The sequence below is a fragment of the Geothrix edaphica genome, assembly GCF_030268045.1.
Lineage (GTDB): Bacteria > Acidobacteriota > Holophagae > Holophagales > Holophagaceae > Geothrix > Geothrix edaphica.
In genome coordinates, this window is record NZ_BSDC01000001.1 from 599,305 (window position 1) to 619,969 (window position 20,665).

A 20,665-nucleotide genomic window follows, 5' to 3' on the forward strand; every position below is an offset into this window, starting at 1 on the left:
GTCCGGGGCCCCTTTTCGGAGCCCCCATGCGCCTCTCCGCCCTCGCCCTGTCCCTGGTCACGGTGCTCGCCCTGCCCGCGCTGCGCGCGGACGAGGGCATGTGGACCTTCGACAACATTCCGGTGAAGCAGATCAAGGCCAAGTACGGCGTGGATCTGGACACCGCCTGGCTGAAGAACCTGCAGTTGGCTACGGTGCGCTTCCCCGGCGGCACGGGGGCCTTCGTGAGCCGCGACGGCCTGGTGGTGACGAACCACCATGTGGGCCGGGGCGCCATCGCCCAGGTGTCCAGCGCCCAGGCCGATCTCGTGAAGAACGGCTTCACCGCGGCCCGCCGGAGCCAGGAGATCAAGGTGCCTGGCCTCGAACTGATGATGCTCGTCTCCATGAAGGACGTGACGGCGCGGGTGATCGGTGCCGTGAAGCCCGGCCTGTCGGACCAGGAGGCCATGGCGGCGCGGCTCAATGCCCTGGCGGATCTCCGCCGGACCGAGGAGGCCAAGACCGGCCTCACCTGCGAGCCAGTGACGCTCTACCAGGGCGGCGAGTACTGGCTCTACCGCTACAGGAAGTTCAGCGACGTGCGGCTGGTGGCGGCCCCGGAGCTCCAGGTGGCGGCCTTCGGCGGCGACCCGGACAACTACACCTACCCCCGCCACAACCTGGACTTCTCGCTGTTCCGCGTCTACGAGGACGGGAAGCCCTACCAGCCCGAGGCCATCCTGCCCTTCAGCGCGAAGGGCGTGGCCATGGGCGAGCTGACCTTCATCTCCGGGCATCCCTTCAGCACATTCCGCCAGCAGACGCATGCCCAGATGGCCTACGCCCGGGACTTCGGCATCCCCTTCCAGCTCCGCACCCTGGAGCGCCAGAAGCAGGCGCTGCAGGCGCTCTCGGCCACCTCGCCCGAATCGCGCCGCCTGGCGGCCGAGGCCATCTACGGCATCGAGAACGGCCACAAGCGGCTCAGCGGCCAGCTGCTGGGCCTGGCCAAGGCGGAGAACCTGAAGAAGGTGGAGACCGCCGAGGCCGCCTTGAAGGCCGCCGTGGCGAAGGATCCCGCCCTGCAGGCCCGCGTGGGCGAGAGCTGGAATCGCGTGGCCGAGGCCGTGGAACGCCAGAAGGCCCTGCTGAAGGAAGCCACCTACATCGACTCCGGGCGTGGAACCCTGGTCGGGCGCGTGGCCTCCCTCCGCCACGCCCTCACCCTGGTGCGGCTCGCGGACGAGACGGCCAGGCCCTCGGCCGAGCGGCTCACTGAGTTCAGCGAAGGCAACCTCAAGGCCACCCGGGCGCAGCTCCTGTCCCCGCGGCCCGTGCAGAAGCCCATCGACACCGCCCTGCTGGCGGCGGGCCTGCAGGAGGCCAAGGACGAGCTGGGCGCGGACCATCCCTTTGTGAAGGCCCTGCTGGGGGACCAGTCGCCGGAAGCCGTGGCCAAGGCCGCGGTGGAAGGCACGAAGCTGGACGATCCCGCCGTGCGGAAGCAGCTGGCGGAGGGAGGCAAGGCCGCCCTCGAGGCCAGCACGGACCCGATGATCCTCCTGGCGAAGAAGATCGATCCCTTCGGCCGCGCCGTCCACAAGCGGGTGGAGGCCGAGGTCACCGGCGTCTTCAATGAGCACGGCGGCCGCATCGCCGAGGCCCGCTTCAAGGCCTTCGGCCGGGCCGTCTATCCGGACGCCACCTTCACGCTGCGGCTGGGCTACGGCCCGGTGGCCACCTACGCCAACGGCACGGGCACCCTGGCCCAGCCCTTCACCACCTTCATGGGCATGTACGACCGGCACCTGGGCTGGGGTGGCAACGCCGCCGCCGCGGAGCATGGGGCCTGGACCCTGCCCGAGCGCTGGCTCAAGCGGCAGGCGAAGCTGGACCTGGCCACCCCCTTCAACTTCATCTACGCCTGCGACACCGTGGGCGGGAACAGCGGCAGTCCCGTGGTGAACGTGCAGGGCGAGTTCGTGGGCATCAACTTCGACAGCGTGTTCGAAGGGCAGGGCGGCTACTACGTCTACGACGCGGACACCAAGCGCGCCGTGGCCACCGATGCCCGCGCCATCCTCGAGGCCCTGCGCAAGGTCATGGACGCCAGGCACCTCGTGGCCGAGCTGACCGGGAAGTAGGCATGGACCTCTACTTCTCCTGCTCCCTCACAGGCGGACGCGGGGACCAGCCCGTGGTCGCCGCGCTGATCTCCCGCCTCCAGGCCCTCGGCCACTGCGTGCTGACGGCGCACTTGGCCGATGCCTCCGCCATGGCGGCGGACGGCGGCCTGTCGCCGGAGGCGGTGTACGAGCGGGACACGGCCTGGCTCCGCGCCAGCGACGCGGTCATCGCGGAGGTGAGCACCCCCTCCCACGGCGTGGGCTTCGAGCTCGCCTACGCCCTGGAGCGCGGCAAGCCCGTGCTGTGCCTGGCGCGGGAGGGCGTCCGCGTCAGCAAGATGCTCACGGGCATCCGCCAGCCCGGCTTCCAGGTGCGGACCTACCGCACGGTGGAGGAAGCGCTCGCGCACCAGGAGGCCTTCCTGGGGCGATAATGATGACGAGATCCTGAATCCCACGGAGGACGCCATGTCCGAGCAGGGAACCACCCGACGCGACCTCTTCAAGCTCGGCGCCGCCGCCACGGCGGGACTGATCGCCACGCGGCTGGGGGCTGTGGACACGGAGCCCGCCGCGCTGCACCCCGCCCCGAAGGCGCCCTTCAACCCGGCCACCGCCGCGGCCATGCCCACCCGCAACCTGGGGCGCGCGGGGCATCACGTGGGGATCTTCAGCCTGGGGGGCCAGGCCGCCATCGAGAAGGCGAACAACGAGAAGGTGGCCATCCCGCTCATCGAGCGGGCCCTCGATCTCGGCGTGAACTACCTGGACACCTCGGCACGGTACGGCGGCGACGCCCGCTGGAGCGAGCAGTACTTCGGCCAGGTGATGAAGCGCCGCCGCCGCGAGGCCTTCCTGGCCACCAAGACCCACGACCGCACGGCGGACGGCTCCCTGCGCATTCTCGAGACCTCGCTGAAGCTGCTCCAGACCGACCACGTGGACCTCTGGCAGCTGCACGCCATGAGCACCATGGACGATGTGGAGCGCGTCTGCGCCAAGGGCGGCGCCCTGGAGGCCTTCCAGAGGGCGCGCGACCAGAAGCTGGTGCGCTTCCTGGGCCTCAGCGGCCACACGGATCCCGACGTGCTGGCCGAGGCCATCCGCCGCTTCCCCTTCGACACGGTGCTCATGGCCTTCAACGCCGCCGACACCTGGCACCTGCCCTTCAAGAAGACCCTGCTGCCCCTGGCCGTGGAGAAGGAGATGGGCATCATCGGCATGAAGATCCCCGCCCGGGGCCGCATCCTCGAAGGCGTCCCGCCGCCGCCCCCCGACAAGCAGCGCGGCACCGCGAAGCACGACCGCCCCGGCACCCTCACCATGAAGGAGGCCATGCGCTACACCCTGAGCCACCCCGTGAGCACCGTCATCATCGGCGTGGACAACGTGGCCCAGCTCGAAGAGAACATCCGCATCGCGGGAGAGTTCCTGCCCCTGAACGCGGCCCAGCTGGAGGCGCTGGAACAGAAGGTGAAGCCCGTGTATGGGCAGGCGTCGTGGTACAAGCGGGATGCGCCGGCGAATCCGTCGAAGTGAAGGCAATTAGCCACGGATAAACACGGATGCACACGGATGCACACGGATGAAGCGGGCGGGTGCGAAGGTGGTAGCCTGGGTTAAATCTCGCTACCTCGTCTAATAGAAAGTTAGGCCTCTCGAATGGCGAAGATACTCCTCCTGTTGATCGTCTCCGTTCTCTGCCTCGGATATTGGTACCTGTGCGTTTTCAAGAAGGACAAGGTTCTCTGGGTTGTTAGCAATCCAGTAAACGGGAACACCTACTCTGACCTGCTTCCAATCCATTCATGGATTTCTGGCTTGATTGGTATCGCGGCTTTGGTTGCCCTTATTGCGAAACTCTTACCGCGATCGCCCTAACCTTCCGCTCAACTCGGACCCCGCCTGCATTGCCTTCAGCTCTCTCATCATTTCGCTATCTCGGCTCCGCTCGGCGCTTTGGTGTAGGTGCGGCCGGTTAGCTTCATTCGTAGTCCCCAAATTGGCGTTTATCAGCCTTTATCCGTGTTCATCTGTGGCTGATTTTGCTTTTTAGTGCTGAATAAATCTCTGGCCTCCGGTCCTTGAGCGCCGGGAACCGCTCGCGCCAGGCCCTCAGCGCTGTCAGGTCGATGTCCCCGATCACCAGCCCCTCGGTGGCATCTCCCTTCACGATCACTTCTCCGAAGGCGTCGTGCAGAGCCGAAGCGCCGGGGTAGTCGAGGCCGGCGCCGTCGCGGCCCACGCGGTTGACCCCGCAGACGGCCATCTGGTTCTCGATGGCGCGGGCGGCGAGGAGGGTGGACCAGGCGGCGATGCGGCGCAGGGGCCAGTTGGCGGGGATGAAGACCACCTCGGCGCCCTTCGCAGCAAGGGCGCGGAAGGGCTCGGGGAAGCGCAGGTCGTAGCAGATCTGCAGGCCGCAGGGGATCCCGTCCAACGCGAACAGGGGGCAGTCCTCGCCGCCGCTGTAGTGTTCGTGTTCCTCGCCGTAGGAGAAGGGATGGATCTTCCGGTAGGCGGCAATCAGCGAGCCGTCGGGCGCCGTGACGAAGGCCGCGTTGCGCGGATGAGGCACGTGGGCCTCCACGACCGAGCCCACCAGGTAGAGCCCGAACTCGCGGGAGAGCGCAGCCACGGCCTCCGTGGTGGGGCCGGGCAGGGGCTCGGCGAAGGGCTCGGGGGCCATGGTGAAGCCCAGGGTGAACAGCTCCGGGAACACCGCCACCCGCGCGCCCGCCCGGGCCGCCGCCTCCACGAACCCGCGGGCCCGGGCCAGGTTCGCCGCCGGGTCCTGCCAGACCGTGTCCTGCTGGATGAGGGCGACGCGCAGCGTGGTCATGGATCGATCCCTGGAGATGAGGAGTCGAGAAAGAAAAAGCAAACCACCAAGGCACCAAGACACCAAGAGCTGCAAAAGAAACTGGTCTTTGTCTTTCTTGGTGCCTTGGTGTCTTGGTGATGATCCTTGTTCTTGTTCGTCAGTCCTTGAACCTGGCGGGATCCAGCGGCCCGGCGGTGGTCTTCCGCAGGTAGCAGCCGGCGGCGAGCGCTCCCACGGCGAGGCCGCTGGTCATGCCGTGGCCGCCGAGGCCCGCGGACCAGAAGAGGCGGGGGTTCCAGGGATCCCAGCCGAGGACGAAGCGGCGGTCCGGGGCGAAGGTGCGCAGGCCGGTCCAGTAGCGGGTGATGGGGCGCTCTGCCAGGTCCGGCGCCAGCTCGCGCAGGCTGGCGAAGAGGCCCTCGAGCACCGCGGGATCGGTGTCCGGCTGCCGCCCGCGCGGGGGCAGGGGCACGGCCACCTCCTCGCAGGGGCACATGAGCAGGCCGCCGCTCTCCGGGCGCAGGTAGAAGGGGCGGTCCACCCACCAGGCCCAGGGCTCCTGCTGGGGATGGGCGGCGCCGCTCCACACCAGGGAGCGCCGCAGGGGGGTGAAGGGGATCTGCGATCCGGCCAGGCGGCCCAGCTCGCCCGCCCAGGCCCCCGCGGCGATGGCCAGCGTCTTCGCACGCAGCGGCCCGCGGTCCGTGTCCAGGTCGAAGCCTGCCTCCGTGGCCCGCAGGCCCGTGACCGCGCACCCGAAGCGCAGGTCCGCGCCTCCGGCCCGGGCGCCCTCGGCGCAGGCGCGCAGCAGGCCCGCGATGTCGATGACGCCGTCCCCGGGAATGGCGAGGTGCTCCGCCGCCTTCAGTCCGGGGAGGGGGATGCCTTCGCCGCGCTGGACGGCCACGCCATGGCGGGCCGCTTCGGCCTCGAAGGCGTCCAGGGGACCGCGTTCCATGCTCACCAGGAGCCCCCCGCCCGCGGTCAGCAGGCCTGCCTCCGCCAGGCGCCGGCAGCCTTCCACCGTGAGGGCCGTGTGTTCGTCGCGGCCCGTGAGGGAGCGGGCCACGGCGGCGTTGTGGCCGCTGGCGTAGGTGCCGGGCTGATCCTCCCGCTCCAGGACGACGATGCCGCCCTGGCCGGCCTGGGCGAGGTGGAAGGCCAGGCTCAGTCCGGCGATGCCGCCGCCGATGATCACCACCTCTGCCGTCTCAACCGTGCCCATATCCCATCGTAGCGCCGATGCCCACCAGACCTGCGTCCGCCCTGGCGCGGGGCCCCTGCCGCTGTGACCGGCGTCAAGCTTTCCGTGTTGCCACATGGGTGGAAGGCCTATGATGGGAAGCATCCGGAGGTTTCTCCGTGCGGACGATCCTGCGCGCCATCCTGGCCGTCGCGCTGCTCCTGGGCGGCTGGGGCGGGGACTGGGTGCTGGCCGGCAGCCGGGCGGCCCAGTCCCACGACTGCTGCTGCGGGACCATGCCCAGCGGCATGGAGGATCCCTGCCCCTGCCCGAAGCCCGAAGGGAACCGCACACCGCTGCGGGGCGCCTGCACCGAGCGCCAGGCGGTGGCCGCCCAGGCCGTGCGCCGGAGCGAACAGGGCGAGCGCCGGACCGAGCCCCGGCCCGAGCCCAGCGGCTGGGCCCGCTCGACTTCGGACGTTGCCGAAAACCTGCCCATCCCCACCCAAGGTGGCCGTGACCCGGATCTGGGACGGCACCTCGCACGACTGAATACCCTCCGGATCTGATCGGAAATGGTGCGAAGCTCTGCCTGCTTTCGAGCGGGTCAATGCCTCTTTCCCTTTCTCGGAGATCCCCATGCGCACGCTGCTGCGCCTGGCCCCGGCCCTGGTGCTCGCCGCACCGGCCCTGGCCCAGGCCCCCCATCACGACCACCCAGCCACTCCCCCTCAAGAGGCCGATCCGGTCCTGGCCTCCCTGCTGGCCGAAGCCCTCGGGAAGCATCCTGATGTCCAGAAGGCCGACGCGGCGGTGCGCATGGACCAGGAGCGCATCCCCCAGGCGGGCGTGCTGCCGGATCCCTCGCTGTCGCTGGGCATCCAGAACGATGGCTTCAAGGAGCTCCAGATCGGCAAGATGGAGACCAGCTACTACAGCGTCGCCTTCACCCAGCCGTTCCCCTGGCCCGGTAAGCGGGGCCTGCGGAGAGAGGTGGCGGCGGCGGGAGTGGATCTGTCCGAGGCCACCCGCTCCCGGGTGCTTCTGGGCCTGGAGGCCGACGTGCGGCGCGGCTATGCGGCCCTGCTGCTGATCCGCGGCCAGAAGGAGCTGCTGGCGCAGCAGGCCGTGTTCCTGGAGCAGTCCGAACGTTTGGCCCGCACCCGCTACGAAGTGGGGCAGGGCAGCCAGGGCGATCTGCTGCGGGCCCAGCTGGAACTCACGCGCCTGAAGCAGGCGGCCTGGTCCCTGGAGGCCGAGGAACGGTCGACCCTCGCGGGCCTGAACCGCCTCCGCCAGCACGATCCGGCGGATCCCATCGCCACCACGGCGGCCCTGGCGGACCTTCCGGAGCCCGGCCTCCTCACTGCGGACCAGGTGGAGGCCCGCAGTCCCGAATTGGCTGGCGCGCGGGCGAGCGTGCGCCAGACCGAGAAGCTGCTGGACCTGGCGAAGCTGGACCGGCGCCCGGACTTCGCCGTCACCGCGGGCATCATGCCCCGGGGCAGCCTGGATCCCATGTGGCAGGTGGGCGTGAGCATCTCCCTGCCCATCTACGGCCGGCACAAGCAGCAGCGCGCCGTGGCCGAGCATGAGCACCACCGCCGCGGCCAGGGCGCCGAGGTGGAATCCGTCCGCACCCTGCTCCGCCAGCGCACGGAGGAGCGCACCATCCAGATCGAGACGCTGCGCCGCACCCGGGACCTCTACCGCGAGGGCCTCCTGGTGCAGAGCGAGGCGAACTTCAAGGCTTCCCTGGCCCAGTACGAGGCGGGCCGCGCACCCTTCCTCGGCGCCCTCGAAGCCCTCAACGGCTGGGTGGGCGACCAGGGCGCCTACCTGCAGACCCTGGCCCAGCTCCAGGCCCAGCACATCGCCCTGAGCGAAGCGGCCCTCGGGGCCACACCCCCCGTCAACGGCGGGTCCCTGGCCTCGGCGAGCCTGGCCTCCGGTGCCGCCGCCCCCGCAAAGTCCGCCTCCTCCGCCAAAGCCCCGGGCCAAGCCCAGGACAGCGGCCCCGCCATGTCCAAGATGTAGGAGATCCCCCATGAGCCACGAACAACCCACCTTCGATCACCCGGCCCCCGCCCGCGCCTCCCGCTTCCGCACCCTCGGCCTGGTGGCCCTGGGGCTGGCCGCCGGGGCCGGCGGCACGCTGCTGCTGCGCCCCGCCCCCAAGGATGATCACGACCACGGGGCCGCCAGCGCGACGGCGCCGAAGAAGCAGATGTACCAGTGCCCCATGCACCCGCAGATCATCCAGGACCACGCGGGCACCTGCCCCATCTGCGGCATGGACCTCGTGCCCATGGACGGCCAGGGGACCGCGGCCACGAGCCTGGAGAGCCATGCGGCCGTCACCATCGACCACGAGCGCCAGCAGCTCATCGGCCTCCGCACCGAGCCGGTGGCCGAGGAGACCGTCAGCGGCGAGCTGCGCGCCCTGGGCCGCGTGGCCGTGGACGAGACCCGCGTCCGCAAGGTGAACGTGAAGGTGGAGGGCTTCGTGGAGAAGCTCTTCGTGGACTTCGTGGGCAAGCCCGTGGCCAAGGGCCAGCCCCTGTTCAGCCTCTACAGTCCGGAATTCGTCAGCGCCCAGCGGGAGTACCTGCTGGCACTCAAGACCCAGAAGGCCCTGTCGGGCGGCTCGCTGCAGAGCAGCGGCGGGGACCTGCTGGAGTCGGCGCGGCGCCGGCTCATGCTGTGGGACGTGCCGGCAGCGGCCATCGACAACCTGGAGAAGACCGGCGAGGTCCTGAAGTCGCTCACGCTGCGCAGCCCCATCTCGGGCGTCGTGACGGCGAAGAACGTGGTGGAGGGCGCCCGCATCACGCCGGCGGACATCCCCTTCGAAATCACCGATCTCAGCCGCGTGTGGGTGCTGGTGGACATCTACGAGGCGGAGCTGGGCCGCGCGAAGGTGGGCATGCCCGCCGAACTGACAGTCCAGGCCTCGCCCGGGAAGACCCTGAAGGGGCGGATCGCCTTCGTGGATGCCGTGATGGATCCCAAGACCCGCACCGCCAAGGCCCGCCTGGAGTTCCCGAACCCGGGAGGGCTCCTGAAGCCCGAGATGTTCGGGGACGTGGTGCTCCGGGGGCAGGGGCGCAAGGGCCTCGTCGTCCCGCTGGATGCAGTGCTGGACGCCGGCACCACCAAGGTCGCCTTCGTGGCGCTGGGGGACGGCAAGTTCGAGCCGAGGGAGGTCACCACGGGCATCACCATCGGCGAGAAGGTGGAGATCCGCTCCGGGCTGGCGGTGGGCGAGGCGGTCGTCGTCCGTGCCAACTTCCTCGTGGATTCCGAGTCCCGGCTGAAGGCGGCCCTGGCCCACATGAGCCAGAAGGCCGCCGGTGCCGAGGGCCAGAAAACCCCTGTTCCGCCGGCGCCGTCCGGCCACCAGCACTGAGGGGGCCGGGATGAGCGCACATGTGGGTTACGACCCCGAACACCCGACCTTCCTCCAGCGGATCATCCGCTTCTCGGCGGAGAACCGCTGGCTGGTGATCGCCGCCTCGGCGGTCCTGCTGGCCATGTCCTTCTGGACCATGCGGAACATCCCGCTGGACGCCCTGCCGGACCTCAGCGACACGCAGGTCATCGTCTACAGCAAGTGGGACCGGAGCCCCGACATCGTCGAGGACCAGGTGACCTATCCCATCGTCACGGCGCTGCTCGGCGCCCCGAAGGTGAAGGCCGTGCGGGCCCTGTCGGATTTCGGCTTCTCCTATGTCTACGTGATCTACGAGGACGGCACGGACATCTACTGGGCCCGGTCGCGGACCTTGGAGTACCTGAGCAAGATCACCTCCAGCCTGCCGCCGGGGGTGACGCCCGTCATCGGGCCCGACGCCACCTCCGTGGGCTGGATCTACCAGTACGCCCTGGTGGACCGGAGCGGCAAGCACAGCTCGGACGAGCTGCGCTCCATGCAGGACTGGTTCCTGCGCTACGGCATCCAGAGCACGCCCGGCGTGGCCGAGGTGGCCACCGTGGGCGGCCAGGCCCGGCAGTTCCAGGTGCAGGTCGACCCCAACAAGCTGGCGGCCTACCGCATCCCCATCGAGTCCGTCATCGGTGCCGTCAAGTCGGCCAATTCGGAAGTCGGCGGGCGCCTGGTGGAGTACAGCGGCCGGGAGTACATGGTCCGGGGCCGGGGCTACGTGAAGACCACCAAGGATCTGGAGCAGGCGGTGCTCAAGGCCGAGAACGGCACGCCCGTGCGCCTGGGCGATGTGGCCACCGTGACCCTCGGACCCGAGATGCGCCGCGGCCTCGCGGACCTGGACGGCCAGGGCGATGTGGTGGGCGGCATCGTGGTCATGCGCCAGGGTGAGAACGCCCTCAACGTCATCGAGCGCGTGAAGACGAAGATCAGCGAGCTGAAGCAGGGGCTGCCCGAAGGCGTGGACGTGATCACGGTCTACGACCGCTCGGAGCTGATCCACAACGCCATCCGGACCGTGAAGCACAAGCTCATCGAGGAGATGATCGTCGTCTCGATCATCATCCTCATCTTCCTGTGGCACGTGCCCTCGGCCCTGGTGCCCATCATCACCATCCCCGTGAGCGTGGCCCTGGCCTTCATCCCGATGTACGGCATCGGCCAGAACGCCAACCTCATGAGCCTGGCCGGCATCGCCATCTCCATCGGCGTGCTGGTGGATGGCGCCATCGTCGAGGTGGAGAACGCCTACAAGAAGATCGAGAAGTGGATCGAGGCCGGGAAACCGGGAAGCTTCTACCAGGTGCGCCTTGAGGCCCTGATGGAGGTCGGCCCCAGCGTCTTCTTCTCCCTGCTGGTGGTGGCGGTGAGCTTCATGCCCATCTTCACCCTGGTGGACCAGGAAGGGCGGCTGTTCAAGCCCCTGGCCTACTCCAAGAACCTGGCCATGGCCATCGCCGCCATCCTGGCGCTGACCCTGGACCCGGCCATGCGCATGCTCTTCGCGCGGGTGGAACCCTTCCAGTTCAAGCCGAAGTGGCTGGCCTGGACCTTCACACAGCTCGCCGTGGGCAAGTACTACGCGGAGGAGAAGCATCCCATCAGCGTCTTCCTCCACCGGATCTACGAGCCGCCCTGCCGCTTCGTGCTGAAGCACGCCAAGGCCACCATCGCCGTGGCGGTGCTGATGGTGGTGGCAACCATCCCGGCCTTCATGAGCCTGGGCAGCGAGTTCATGCCACCGCTGAACGAAGGCACGCTGCTCTACATGCCCTCCACCTTGCCGGGCCTCAGCCAGACCGAGGCCCAGCGCATCCTCCAGGTGCAGGACCGCCTCATCCGAACCGTGCCCGAGGTCGAGCGCGTGTTTGGCAAGGCGGGGCGGGCCGATACGGCGACCGACCCGGCGCCCTATTCCATGATGGAGACGGTGATCATCCTCAAGTCCGAGGACCAGTGGCGCGAAAAGCCCCGCTGGTTCAGCGCCTGGGCGCCGGACTTCCTGAAGGCCGTCCTCCGCCCCGTCTGGCGCGACCGGATCACCCAGGAGGAGATCGTCGCCGACCTGGACCGCGTGGTGCGGCTCCCGGCCATCCCCAACGCCTGGACCATGCCCATCAAGGCGCGGCAGGACATGCTGTCCACCGGCATCCGCACCCCCGTGGGCCTCAAGATCAACGGTGCGGATCTGGCGACCATCGAGAAGGTGGCCGTGGAGGCCGAGCGCATCCTGTCCGGCGTGCCGGGCACCCGCAGCGCCTTCGCCGAGCGCACGGCCCAGGGCTACTTCCTGGACTTTGTGCTGAAGCGGGAGCAGCTGGCCCGCTACGGCCTCAGCGTCGAGCAGGCCAACATGCTGGTGATGACCGCCGTCGGCGGCGACAACCAGAGCACGGTCTTCGACGGCCGGGCGCGCTACCCCGTGAACGTCCGCTACGCCAGGGACTACCGCGAGAGCCCCGACGCCCTGAAGCGCGTGCTCATCCCCACGCCGACGGGCGCCCTGGTGCCCATGGAGGAGATCGCCGACCTGAAGTGGACCAACGGCCCCGCCATGATCCGCGACGAGAACGGCCAGATGAACGGGTACGTGCTGGTGGACTTCGACACCTCGAAGCTGGACGTGGGCACCTATGTCCAGCACGCCAAGGCCGCGGTGGAGAAGGAGCTCAAGCTGCCGGCCGGCTACAGCCTCACCTGGTCAGGCCAGTACGAGAACATGATCCGGGTGAAGGAGCGGCTGAAGATCATCCTGCCCATCACCCTGGTGCTCATCTTCGGCCTGCTCTACGCCAACACCAAGAGCGCCTTCAAGGCCTCCGTGGTGATGCTGGCCGTGCCCTTCAGCGCCATCGGCGCCTTCTGGCTCCTCTGGCTGCTCGGCTACAACATGAGCATCGCCGTGTGGGTGGGCCTCATCGCCCTCATGGGACTCGACGCGGAGACCGGCGTCTTCATGCTGCTCTTCCTGGACCTCAGCCATGACGAGGCCCGGCGGGAAGGCCGCCTGAAGACCGACGGCGACCTCATCGAGGCCGTCATCCACGGCGCCGTGAAGCGCGTGCGGCCCAAGGCCATGACCGTCTTCGCGGCCTTCATGGGCCTGCTCCCCATCATGTGGAGCACCGGCACCGGCGCCGACGTCATGAAGCGCATCGCGGCGCCCATGGTGGGCGGCCTGGCCACCAGCTTCCTGCTGGAGCTGCTGGTCTACCCCGCCATCTACTACCTCTGGAAGCGCAAGGAGGTGGTGGCGGGTCCGGTCACACCCGAGCCCGTGCCGCAGGCGGTCTGAACCCATGGAGCAAGTTCCCGTCCTCATTCCGACTCCCCTTCCTGCCCGGGATCCCGGCGCCGAGCTCCCGGCGCCAGCCCCGGGCCGGAGGGGATGGCGTCCCCCGGGACGCCATCGGCGCCGGCGATGCCCCGTTCTGGAGGGTTCAGGGCTCCGCCGGCGCCGGCCTTGGGGAGGCAGCTCCTCCATCTCCTCTCATCCACTCCATCCCCTCCAGCTCCTCCCCCGGCGGCCCCGCGTACGGCCCAGGCTCCGCCGGTCATGAACGGGCCGTCATCCGAACAAGGACAACCCCATGCTCAACCTCCTGCTGACCCTGGCCATGACCGCCACTCCCCAGGCCAAGCCCGCCACCAACGCCAAGTGCCCCGTCCTGGGCGGCAAGGTCACCGAGAAATCCAAGACCGTGGCCGTCCGGGGCCAGGAGTACCGCCTCTGCTGCGCCGGCTGCGACACCACGCTGCTGAAGAACCCGGACAAGTACCTGGAGAAGGACGGCACGCCGAAGAACGCGAAGAAGTAGCGAGTAGACTGGAACGGCTCCCGGAGGACCCATGCTCCACACCGCCCTGCTCACCCTCGCCGTCCTGGCCGCGCCCGCGGCCGAGAAGGCCAAGCCCGCCACCAACACCAAGGATCCTGTCTGCAAGATGACGGTGGATGCCAAGTCCGCCTCCGTCGCAGTGCGGGGCCGGGAATACCGCGTGTGCAGCAAGCACTGCGGCGAGGCCCTCCAGAAGGATCCCGACAAGTACCTGGAGAAGGACGGCTCCGTGAAGGCTGAGAAGAAGAAGGGCTGATCCACCGCCTTTCCAAGGCCCCGGCGCGGCGGAAGCAGGTCTCCGCCGCACCGGGGCCTCGCCATGCCGATTCGCCCGGATCACAACCTTCATGGCTGGAGGATTTATTCAAAAATATGAACATTGGTCGAAAAATTAATATCTCTTAACAGCCGGTAGTAGGATCGTGACCCCAGGACCGGGATGGACACCCCGATCCCATCTCTCTGGAGGTCCCGTGCGCCATCTGGTCCCCTTCCTCCTTCCCGCCTTCCTGCTGGCCGCTCCCCCGGACCAGGCCAGGACCGATGCCCTCGCCCGGGACGCCAAGGCCCATCTGGCCGCCCGCGCCTTCCAGATGGGTCTCGACCAGCACCTGGGCCTCACCTTCAAGAACCTCGTCGCCGACGCCTCCGGCGAGGACCATGTGCGGCTCGACCAGACCTACAAGGGCGTTCCCGTGCTGGAGGGCGAGGCCATCGTCCACTTCCGGAACGGCCGGGTGCGGGCCGTCACCGACGACCTGGTGCGCGGCGTGGCCCTGAACGTGGAACCCAGCCTCGGGCGGGGTGAGGCCCTGGGCGCCGCCCACGCGGCCCTGGCCCCCCGCGGGAGCTACGCCTACGAGCCGACGGCGACCCTGGTCGTGGCCAGCCTCGACTCCGACAGCCCCGGCCGCGCCAACCGGTACGTGCTGGCCTACCACGTCCACACCGAGCTGGAGAATGGCGCCCAGGAGACGAAGCACACGGATTTCCTGGTGGATGCCCACACGGGCAAGGTCCTGGAGTCCTGGGACACCCTCCATACCACCGGCGCGAGCGGAACAGGCGCCTCCCAGTGGTACGGGACGGTGGCCCTCAGCACCAACAGCACGGCCACGGGCTATGAGCTGCGGGACACCACCCGGGGCAGCGGCGGCACCTTCGGCAACAACGTCACCACGAACCTCCTGAACGGCACCTCGGGCACCGGCACGATCTTCACCGATGCCGACAATGCCTGGGGCAACGGGCAGCAATACAGCGGTACCGCGGGCATGAGCGCCAATGCCCAGACTGCCGGCGTGGACGGCCATCGGGGCATGCAGGCCACCTGGGACTTCTACCAGAACGTGTTCGGCCGGAACGGCATCGACAACGCCGGCAAGGCCACCTTCAGCCGCATGCACTACAGCAGCCAGTACGACAACGCCTTCTGGTCCGACAGCTGCTTCTGCATGACCTACGGGGATGGCCAGGTGGGCGGCTCCGTGGGCGAGGCGGACCTCGACACCGCGGGCCATGAGATGACCCACGGTGTCTGCGCGGCCACGGCGAAGCTGGTCTACCGGAAGGAGCCGGGCGGCCTCAACGAAGCCAACTCCGACATCTTCGGGACCCTGGTGGAGTTCTACACCCTGAACGGCGGTACCGGCAGCTTCATCCCCAGCACGGCCGGCCCGGGCCCCATCACCGCCAACTACAAGCTGTTCGAGAACAGCTGGGGCCACGCCTATCCGAACGAGGCCCTGCGCTGGATGTACAAGCCCAGCCGCGACGGCCGCAGCCCCGACTTCTACAGCAGCAGCCTCGGCCGGCTGGACGTGCACTACAGCTCCGGCGTGGCGAACCACTTCTTCTTCCTGCTGGCCCACGGCAGCACGGTGGACAGCTTCAGCGACAACCTGGGCTCGCCCATGACCAACGGCGTCACCAGCATCACGGGCATCGGCAACGACAAGGCCGGCCGCATCTGGTACCGGGCCCTTACCGCCTACATGACGAAGAGCACCAACTATGCAGGCGCTCGGGCGGCCACGCTGAACGCCGCGGCGGATCTCTATGGGGCCAATTCCACGGAGTACACCACCGTGAACACGGCCTGGCTGGCGGTGAACGTCAAGTAGGGTGGAGCCACGGGAACACGCCACGCGGCGGCCGTCGGGCCACCGCGTGGCGCGCGCCGCACCGACACAGGGCGGGGCAGGCCACCGCCGGCTCAGGGCGGGGGCAGACCGAGGGTCCGCAGCAGGGCGGTCAGAGCCTTGAAGGCAGGGTGGTCCGGATCGCCCTCGTCATCCACGGCCAGAAGGTTGCGGGCCTTGCCGGGTCCCTGGACGTCGATCTCATACCGGTAACCATCGGTGTCGGTGGGCTCGTGGCTGCTGGTCAGGTCGGTCAGGTCCTCCAGCTGGAGGGCGAGGATCCTGTGGGACTCCGCGTCCAGCCGGGTGGCATCCACGGTGCCAAGCAGCTCTTCGATGCCCGCGGGTCCGCCGGTCTTGACGATGGTGAGGATCATGGCTCCTCCTCGTCGCTCACGAGGGGTCCTGGCCGGGGCCGCGTGGGTGGGCCGGAAATGTAGGGTCGCCCGCGAAGGGTGTCAATCGACCCGGGTATCGGGTTCCACGCCCGGGTGCCACCCGCGCGTCATCTCGGGCCCAGGGTGGGGTCGGCGCAGTCCTTCAGCACGTCCAGCCACGCCTTCAGCACGAAGGCGGTCGCCCCCCAGAGCGGGGCCTGGGGCAGCTCAAGGCGCGGGACATCCAGGGCCAGGCCATGGCGCTCCAGCCGCTCGATGGTCCAGGGGGCTTCCATCAGCGGCGCCAGGGGCAGCATGAGGACCTGCTCCAGCTCATGGTCCAGGCGGAACCGGGGCTCGGGTTCCTCCCAGCGGAAGAAGACCGGGGTGAAGCGCACCCGGGCCTTGGCCACGCCATCGGGGAAGCAGCCCAGCTCCCAGAGGCCCTCGGACACCCCGATCTCCTCGCGCACCTCCCGGCGGGCCGTGGTGGGCAGGTCGCGATCCCTGGGCTCCACCATGCCCCCGGGGAAGGCGATCTCCCCGGCGTGGTGGGGCGCGCCATAGCCGCGCTGGGCCAGCACCAGCTTCCGGGCGCCCGCGGCATCGCCCCAGAGGATCACGCCCACGGCCGCCCGGCGGGGATCCTCGGGGATGCGGGCGCTGATCTTGTGCGGATGGGGTCCGAGCTGGGGCCGCCGCAGGCTCTCCCCGATGCAGGGCCAGGGGATCGGGGGCGCCTCGTCGGGGGGGCGCCAGGCGCTCATTTCACCTTCCCGAACACGGATCCCTTCACCCGCTCCACGGTGTAGACGCCCCGGATGCGGCGCAGACCGGCCATGAGTTCCACGAGGTGGGCGCGGTCGCGCACCCGCAGGGCGATGTGGAACAGCCCGGCGCCTTCCTCCGTGGCCGAGCCGTGGAAGCGCTGCACGTTGATGCCCACGCGCTGGATGCCCTCGGAGATGGCGGCCACCATGCCAGGCCGGTCCTCGGTGGTGAGGGCGATCTCCGTGTCGTAGAGCTCCGTCCCGTGCTTGCCCCAGGCCACGTTCACGCGGCGCTCGGGATGCAGGGTGGCGGTGTTGAGCTGGGGGCAGTCGGCCCGGTGGATGGCGGTGCCGCGGGTGCGGGTGATGTAGCCCACCACCTCATCGCCCCAGATGGGCTTGCAGCAGGCGGCCAGGGCGTAGAGGATGCCCGCGGTGTCGCCCACCACCACCGAGTCCATGAGGTTCGAGGTGTTCTCCTTGGGCCGGGCCCGCTCGGGTTCGGGCACCAGGGGCTCGATGAGCTTGTGGACGCTGAGCCGGCCGAAGCCCAGGGCCGCATGCGCCGCGTCCCAGTTCGCCAGCTTCAGCTCCACCAGCCGCGCGTCGAGCTTGGCCTGGGACTCGGCATCGTCCAGGCGCACGCCCATGGCGCGGGCCTCGCGCTCCAGCCGCTCGCGGCCCAGGGTGATGGCGTGGGCGCGCTCCTCCTCGCGGATGAAGGCCTGGATGCGGCTCTTGGCGCCGGCGGACTTGACGAAGCCCAGCCAGTCCCGGCTGGGCTTGTGGTCGGGCCGGGTGAGGATCTCCACGCGGTCGCCGTTCTGGAGGATGTGCTTGAGCGGCACCATGCGCCCGTTGACCTTGGCGCCCACGCAGCGGTGGCCCACCTGGGTGTGGATGGCGTAGGCGAAGTCCACGGGCGTGCTGCCTTCCACGAGGCTGCGGAGATCGCCCTTGGGTGTGAAGACCTGGATGCGGTTGAAGGTCAGCTCGCCGCGCAGGTTGGCCACCAGGTCGCGGCTGTCCTGGGCGTCCTGGTGCAGCTCCACCATGCGGCGCAGGAAGGCCACCTGGTTGATCTCCAGGCGGTTGGCGATGCGGCCGTCCTTGTAGGTCCAGTGGCTGGCGATGCCGGCCTCGGCATGGGTATGCATCTCCTCCGTGCGGATCTGCACCTCGAAGATGTCGCCGGAGCTCATCAGCACCGTGGTGTGGATGCTCTGGTAGCCGTTCTCCTTGGGCAGGCTGATGTAGTCCTTGAACTTGCCGGGCACGGGCCGGTAGAGGCCGTGCACGAGGCCCAGGGCCGTGTAGCAGCTCGCGCGGTCCGGGCAGATGATGCGGTAGGCCAGCCAGTCGTGGATGTCGTCGAAGCCCTTGGCCTGGGCGCCCATCTTCTTCCAGATGCCGTACAGGTGCTTGATGCGGCCGGTGACGTGGGCGTTGATGCCCTGCTGGCGGAGGATGGCCTGGAGGGAGCCGTGGATCTCCTGGATGGTGCCGGCGAGCTTGGCGCGCTTGGCCTCCACCGCATTCCGCAGCTCCGCGTACTGCTCCGGCTCCAGCTGGCGGAAGGCCAGGTCCTCCAGCTCCAGGCGGACGAGGCCCATGCCCAGGCGGTTGGCCAGGGGCGCGTAGAGCTCCAGGGTCTCGCGGGAGATGCGGCGGCGCTTCTCCTCCTCCATGACGCCCAGGGTCTTCATGTTGTGCAGGCGGTCCGCCAGCTTCACCAGCAGCACGCGCACGTCCTTGCCCATGGCCACCAGCAGCTTGCGGACGTTCTCCGCGTTGAGCAGGTGCTTGTCCGTGAAGGCCAGCTTGCTCATCTTCGTGAGGCCGTCCACGATCTCGCCGATCTCGTCCCCGAACTGCGCCTTCACCTGGGGCAGGGTCATCAGGGTGTCTTCCACCACGTCGTGCAGCAGGCCGCAGGCCACGCTCGCGGCGTCCAGGCGCCAGTCGGCCAGGCTCTGGGCCACGGCCAGGGGATGGAAGAAATACGGCTCGCCGCTCTTCCGCAGCTGGGTGGCATGCATGTCCCGGCCCACGGTGAAGGCCCGGCGCAGCAGGACCACGTCCCCCTTGGGGTGGTGCTGCAGGAAGGCCGCCTTCACCCGGTCGAAGGCCCCGTCCAGGGTGAGGCAGGCGTCCCCTTCGCAGGCCGAGCCTTCCCCCTCGCGGAGGATGGGCTCCAGGGCTTTCCCGGGCACGGCCATGTTTGAGTGTCGCGCAGGGGCTGTCCAGACGCCAGACCGGAAGTGCGGGAAACAGGGGGGAAGCCTCGATCTGCCACACTTGTCGGATGCCGCGCCGCTCTGCCTCCGACGATTCCCCCGCCTACAAGGGCTGGACGCGCCCGGGGCCGGTGCCGCCGGGCGGAGTGGAGCTGGAGCCGGGCGAGACCCTCGACGGCCTGTGCGGCCACTGGCGGATCTTCCAGCTGGAGAAGGGCAACCGCTTCAGCACGGACGACCTGGTGACCGCCTGGTACGGGACCACCTGGTGCCCCAGCCCCGGGCGCATCGCCGACCTGGGCTCGGGCATCGGCAGCGTGGCCCTCATGGCGGCGTGGCGCTGTCCCGGCGCCACGGTGCACACGGTGGAGGCCCAGGAGCAGAGCCTGCGCCTGGCCCGGAAGAGCATCCGTCACAACGGCCAGGAGGGGCGGATCTTCCCGCGCCTGGGCGACCTCCGCGACCCCGCCCTGTTCGCGGGCGAGGCCCCCTTCGACCTGGTGACGGGCACGCCGCCCTACTGGCCCGAGGGCCACCGGCTGCCCGCCGCCCATCCCCAGTCCGTGCCCGCCCGTCTGGAGGTGCGTGGCAGCATCGCGGACTACGCCCAGGCCGCCGCCCGGCTCCTGGCCCCTGGCGGGATCTTCGCCTGCGTCTTCCCCAACGACCAGCGGGACCGCGCCCTGGCCGCCCTGGGCGAGGCCGGGCTGCTCTGCCTCCATCGCCGCGAGATCGTCTTCAAGGCCGGCGAGCCCTACGGCCTGGACGTCTTCGCCGCCGGGCGCCGCCAGGACTATCCGGACGATTTCGAAGCCAGGGCGCAGTGCCCGGAGGTGGAGCCGCCCGTCCTCATCCGCCGCGCCGATGGCAGCGTGGACCCCGCCATCGCCCGAGTGAGGCTCGCCGTGGGGTTCCCGCCGGGGCTGTGACCCCACTCGGATCCCGTATCCTGGGTCATGCGCCTTCGCCGCCTGCTCTGCCTTCCCGCCGCCCTCCTGCTCCAGGGGGCGCCACCGGACATCGCCGTGCCGCCCGCGGAGGCCGTCCGCACCCCCAGCGGCCTGGCGTACCGCGTGATCCGCCCGGGGCAGGGCGGCCGGCGGCCCACCACCGGGGACTTCGCCCGGGTCCACTTCACGGGCTGGGGGCCGGATGGTGCCGTCTTCACGAACACGAGGGTCCAGGATGAGGCGCCCTTCGTCAGCCTGGAGCGGCTGATGCCGGGGATGCGGGAGAGCCTGCTGGCCATGACCGTGGGCGAGCAGCGGCGCGTCTGGATCCCCGAGGCCCTCGCCTTCGCGGGGGCCAAGGGCCGGCCCGCCGGGACCGTGGCGATGGACCTGGAGCTGCTGGACGTGGTGCCCGATCCCCACCAGGCGCCGGCGGATGTGGCCGCTCCGCCGCCGGACGCGGCGGTCCTCCGCTCGGGCCTGGCCTTCAGCGTGCTCAAGCCGGGCACGGGGAAGGTCCACCCGACCCGGTCCAGCTGGGTGATCGTCCACTACACGGGCTGGACCACCGACGGGAGGATGTTCGACAGCTCGCTCCCGAAAGGCAATGCGGTCCCGCTCCACCTGAAGGGCACCATCGCAGGCTGGATCGAGGGCCTCCAGCTCATGGTGGAGGGGGAGCGGCGGCGCTTCTGGGTGCCAGAAAAGCTGGCCTACCAGGGTGCCAGCGGGATGCCCAGGGGCATGCTGGTCTTTGATGTGGAGCTGGTGGGGATCGGCCAGTAGCTCCA

The 20,665-nt window shown here is 69.4% G+C and carries 17 protein-coding genes; 12 read left to right on the forward strand and 5 right to left on the reverse strand.

All coding sequences use genetic code 11. The features are described 5' to 3' along the window. Positions 1-26: 26 nt before the first annotated feature. Genes QSJ30_RS02685 through QSJ30_RS02695 form a run of 3 tightly spaced genes read left to right on the forward strand, consistent with a single transcriptional unit; the run spans position 27 to position 3,647 of the window. Positions 27-2,126 carry a S46 family peptidase gene (locus QSJ30_RS02685; protein WP_285606241.1) on the forward strand — a complete coding sequence of 700 codons (2,100 nt, stop codon included), beginning with the start codon at positions 27-29 and terminating at the stop codon, positions 2,124-2,126. Between the two features lie 2 nt (positions 2,127-2,128). Then, positions 2,129-2,542 (forward strand): nucleoside 2-deoxyribosyltransferase, encoded by a 414-nt coding sequence (locus tag QSJ30_RS02690; protein ID WP_285606242.1) that lies wholly within the window; start codon positions 2,129-2,131, stop codon positions 2,540-2,542. 34 nt (positions 2,543-2,576) lie between these two features. Next, positions 2,577-3,647, forward strand: coding sequence for an aldo/keto reductase (locus QSJ30_RS02695; protein WP_285606243.1), 1,071 nt, complete (start codon positions 2,577-2,579; stop codon positions 3,645-3,647). Positions 3,648-4,137: 490 nt separating this feature from the next. On the opposite strand, the gene QSJ30_RS02700 is transcribed toward QSJ30_RS02695, so the two are convergent. Beyond that, positions 4,138-4,950, reverse strand: coding sequence for a nitrilase-related carbon-nitrogen hydrolase (locus QSJ30_RS02700; RefSeq protein WP_285606244.1), 813 nt, complete (start codon positions 4,948-4,950; stop codon positions 4,138-4,140). Between the two features lie 139 nt (positions 4,951-5,089). Further along, positions 5,090-6,157, reverse strand: coding sequence for an NAD(P)/FAD-dependent oxidoreductase (locus QSJ30_RS02705; RefSeq protein WP_285606245.1), 1,068 nt, complete (start codon positions 6,155-6,157; stop codon positions 5,090-5,092). Positions 6,158-6,294: 137 nt separating this feature from the next. On the opposite strand from QSJ30_RS02705, the gene QSJ30_RS02710 reads away from it, so the two are divergent. From QSJ30_RS02710 to QSJ30_RS02740, 7 genes are all read left to right on the forward strand, one after another. Further along, the gene (locus QSJ30_RS02710) at positions 6,295-6,684 is read left to right on the forward strand and encodes a hypothetical protein (RefSeq protein ID WP_285606246.1); all 390 of its coding nucleotides are present in this window, start codon (positions 6,295-6,297) and stop codon (positions 6,682-6,684) included. Between the two features lie 70 nt (positions 6,685-6,754). Next, positions 6,755-8,152, forward strand: a complete 1,398-nt coding sequence (locus QSJ30_RS02715; RefSeq protein ID WP_285606247.1) for a TolC family protein — start codon at positions 6,755-6,757, stop codon at positions 8,150-8,152. Between the two features lie 10 nt (positions 8,153-8,162). Beyond that, positions 8,163-9,524 (forward strand): efflux RND transporter periplasmic adaptor subunit, encoded by a 1,362-nt coding sequence (locus QSJ30_RS02720; RefSeq protein WP_285606248.1) that lies wholly within the window; start codon positions 8,163-8,165, stop codon positions 9,522-9,524. 10 nt (positions 9,525-9,534) lie between these two features. Next, positions 9,535-12,855, forward strand: a complete 3,321-nt coding sequence (locus QSJ30_RS02725) for an efflux RND transporter permease subunit (RefSeq protein WP_285606249.1) — start codon at positions 9,535-9,537, stop codon at positions 12,853-12,855. Between the two features lie 295 nt (positions 12,856-13,150). Beyond that, positions 13,151-13,378, forward strand: a complete 228-nt coding sequence (locus QSJ30_RS02730) for a hypothetical protein (protein ID WP_285606250.1) — start codon at positions 13,151-13,153, stop codon at positions 13,376-13,378. Between the two features lie 31 nt (positions 13,379-13,409). Further along, entirely contained in the window at positions 13,410-13,655 is a 246-nt protein-coding gene (locus QSJ30_RS02735; protein WP_285606251.1) for a YHS domain-containing protein, read from the forward strand. A 217-nt stretch (positions 13,656-13,872) separates the two neighbouring features. After that, positions 13,873-15,522: a M4 family metallopeptidase gene (locus QSJ30_RS02740; protein WP_285606252.1), complete on the forward strand. Its 1,650-nt coding sequence runs from the start codon at positions 13,873-13,875 to the stop codon at positions 15,520-15,522. A 92-nt stretch (positions 15,523-15,614) separates the two neighbouring features. Here the strand turns inward: QSJ30_RS02740 and QSJ30_RS02745 are convergent, their stop codons facing one another. The 3 genes from QSJ30_RS02745 to QSJ30_RS02755 all read right to left on the reverse strand — a co-directional run bounded on the left by QSJ30_RS02745 (position 15,615) and on the right by QSJ30_RS02755 (position 18,900). Next, positions 15,615-15,917 carry a hypothetical protein gene (locus QSJ30_RS02745; RefSeq protein WP_285606253.1) on the reverse strand — a complete coding sequence of 101 codons (303 nt, stop codon included), beginning with the start codon at positions 15,915-15,917 and terminating at the stop codon, positions 15,615-15,617. Positions 15,918-16,045: 128 nt separating this feature from the next. Then, positions 16,046-16,684, reverse strand: coding sequence for an NUDIX hydrolase (locus QSJ30_RS02750; protein ID WP_285606254.1), 639 nt, complete (start codon positions 16,682-16,684; stop codon positions 16,046-16,048). Next, complete coding sequence (locus QSJ30_RS02755) at positions 16,681-18,900, reverse strand: RelA/SpoT family protein (protein WP_285606255.1); 2,220 nt, start codon at positions 18,898-18,900, stop codon at positions 16,681-16,683. Before QSJ30_RS02755 ends, QSJ30_RS02750 begins: the two co-directional genes overlap by 4 nt. A gap of 92 nt (positions 18,901-18,992) precedes the next feature. Here QSJ30_RS02755 and QSJ30_RS02760 point away from each other — a divergent pair, with 92 nt between their 5' ends. Both QSJ30_RS02760 and QSJ30_RS02765 read left to right on the forward strand, forming a co-directional pair. Then, positions 18,993-19,853 carry a tRNA1(Val) (adenine(37)-N6)-methyltransferase gene (locus QSJ30_RS02760; RefSeq protein ID WP_285606256.1) on the forward strand — a complete coding sequence of 287 codons (861 nt, stop codon included), beginning with the start codon at positions 18,993-18,995 and terminating at the stop codon, positions 19,851-19,853. Between the two features lie 27 nt (positions 19,854-19,880). Continuing rightward, entirely contained in the window at positions 19,881-20,660 is a 780-nt protein-coding gene (locus QSJ30_RS02765; RefSeq protein WP_285606257.1) for an FKBP-type peptidyl-prolyl cis-trans isomerase, read from the forward strand. Positions 20,661-20,665 lie beyond the last annotated feature (5 nt).

Bases quoted from the DNA above. Each gene is read 5' to 3' on its own strand.
- QSJ30_RS02685 (WP_285606241.1), top strand. From the start codon at position 27: ATGCGCCTCTCCGCCCTCGCCCTGTCCCTGGTCACGGTGCTCGCCCTG.
- QSJ30_RS02690 (WP_285606242.1), top strand. From the start codon at position 2,129: ATGGACCTCTACTTCTCCTGCTCCCTCACAGGCGGACGCGGGGACCAG.
- QSJ30_RS02695 (WP_285606243.1), top strand. From the start codon at position 2,577: ATGTCCGAGCAGGGAACCACCCGACGCGACCTCTTCAAGCTCGGCGCC.
- QSJ30_RS02700 (WP_285606244.1), bottom strand. From the start codon at position 4,950: ATGACCACGCTGCGCGTCGCCCTCATCCAGCAGGACACGGTCTGGCAG.
- QSJ30_RS02705 (WP_285606245.1), bottom strand. From the start codon at position 6,157: ATGGGCACGGTTGAGACGGCAGAGGTGGTGATCATCGGCGGCGGCATC.
- QSJ30_RS02715 (WP_285606247.1), top strand. From the start codon at position 6,755: ATGCGCACGCTGCTGCGCCTGGCCCCGGCCCTGGTGCTCGCCGCACCG.
- QSJ30_RS02720 (WP_285606248.1), top strand. From the start codon at position 8,163: ATGAGCCACGAACAACCCACCTTCGATCACCCGGCCCCCGCCCGCGCC.
- QSJ30_RS02725 (WP_285606249.1), top strand. From the start codon at position 9,535: ATGAGCGCACATGTGGGTTACGACCCCGAACACCCGACCTTCCTCCAG.
- QSJ30_RS02730 (WP_285606250.1), top strand. From the start codon at position 13,151: ATGCTCAACCTCCTGCTGACCCTGGCCATGACCGCCACTCCCCAGGCC.
- QSJ30_RS02735 (WP_285606251.1), top strand. From the start codon at position 13,410: ATGCTCCACACCGCCCTGCTCACCCTCGCCGTCCTGGCCGCGCCCGCG.
- QSJ30_RS02745 (WP_285606253.1), bottom strand. From the start codon at position 15,917: ATGATCCTCACCATCGTCAAGACCGGCGGACCCGCGGGCATCGAAGAG.
- QSJ30_RS02750 (WP_285606254.1), bottom strand. From the start codon at position 16,684: ATGAGCGCCTGGCGCCCCCCCGACGAGGCGCCCCCGATCCCCTGGCCC.
- QSJ30_RS02760 (WP_285606256.1), top strand. From the start codon at position 18,993: ATGCCGCGCCGCTCTGCCTCCGACGATTCCCCCGCCTACAAGGGCTGG.
- QSJ30_RS02765 (WP_285606257.1), top strand. From the start codon at position 19,881: ATGCGCCTTCGCCGCCTGCTCTGCCTTCCCGCCGCCCTCCTGCTCCAG.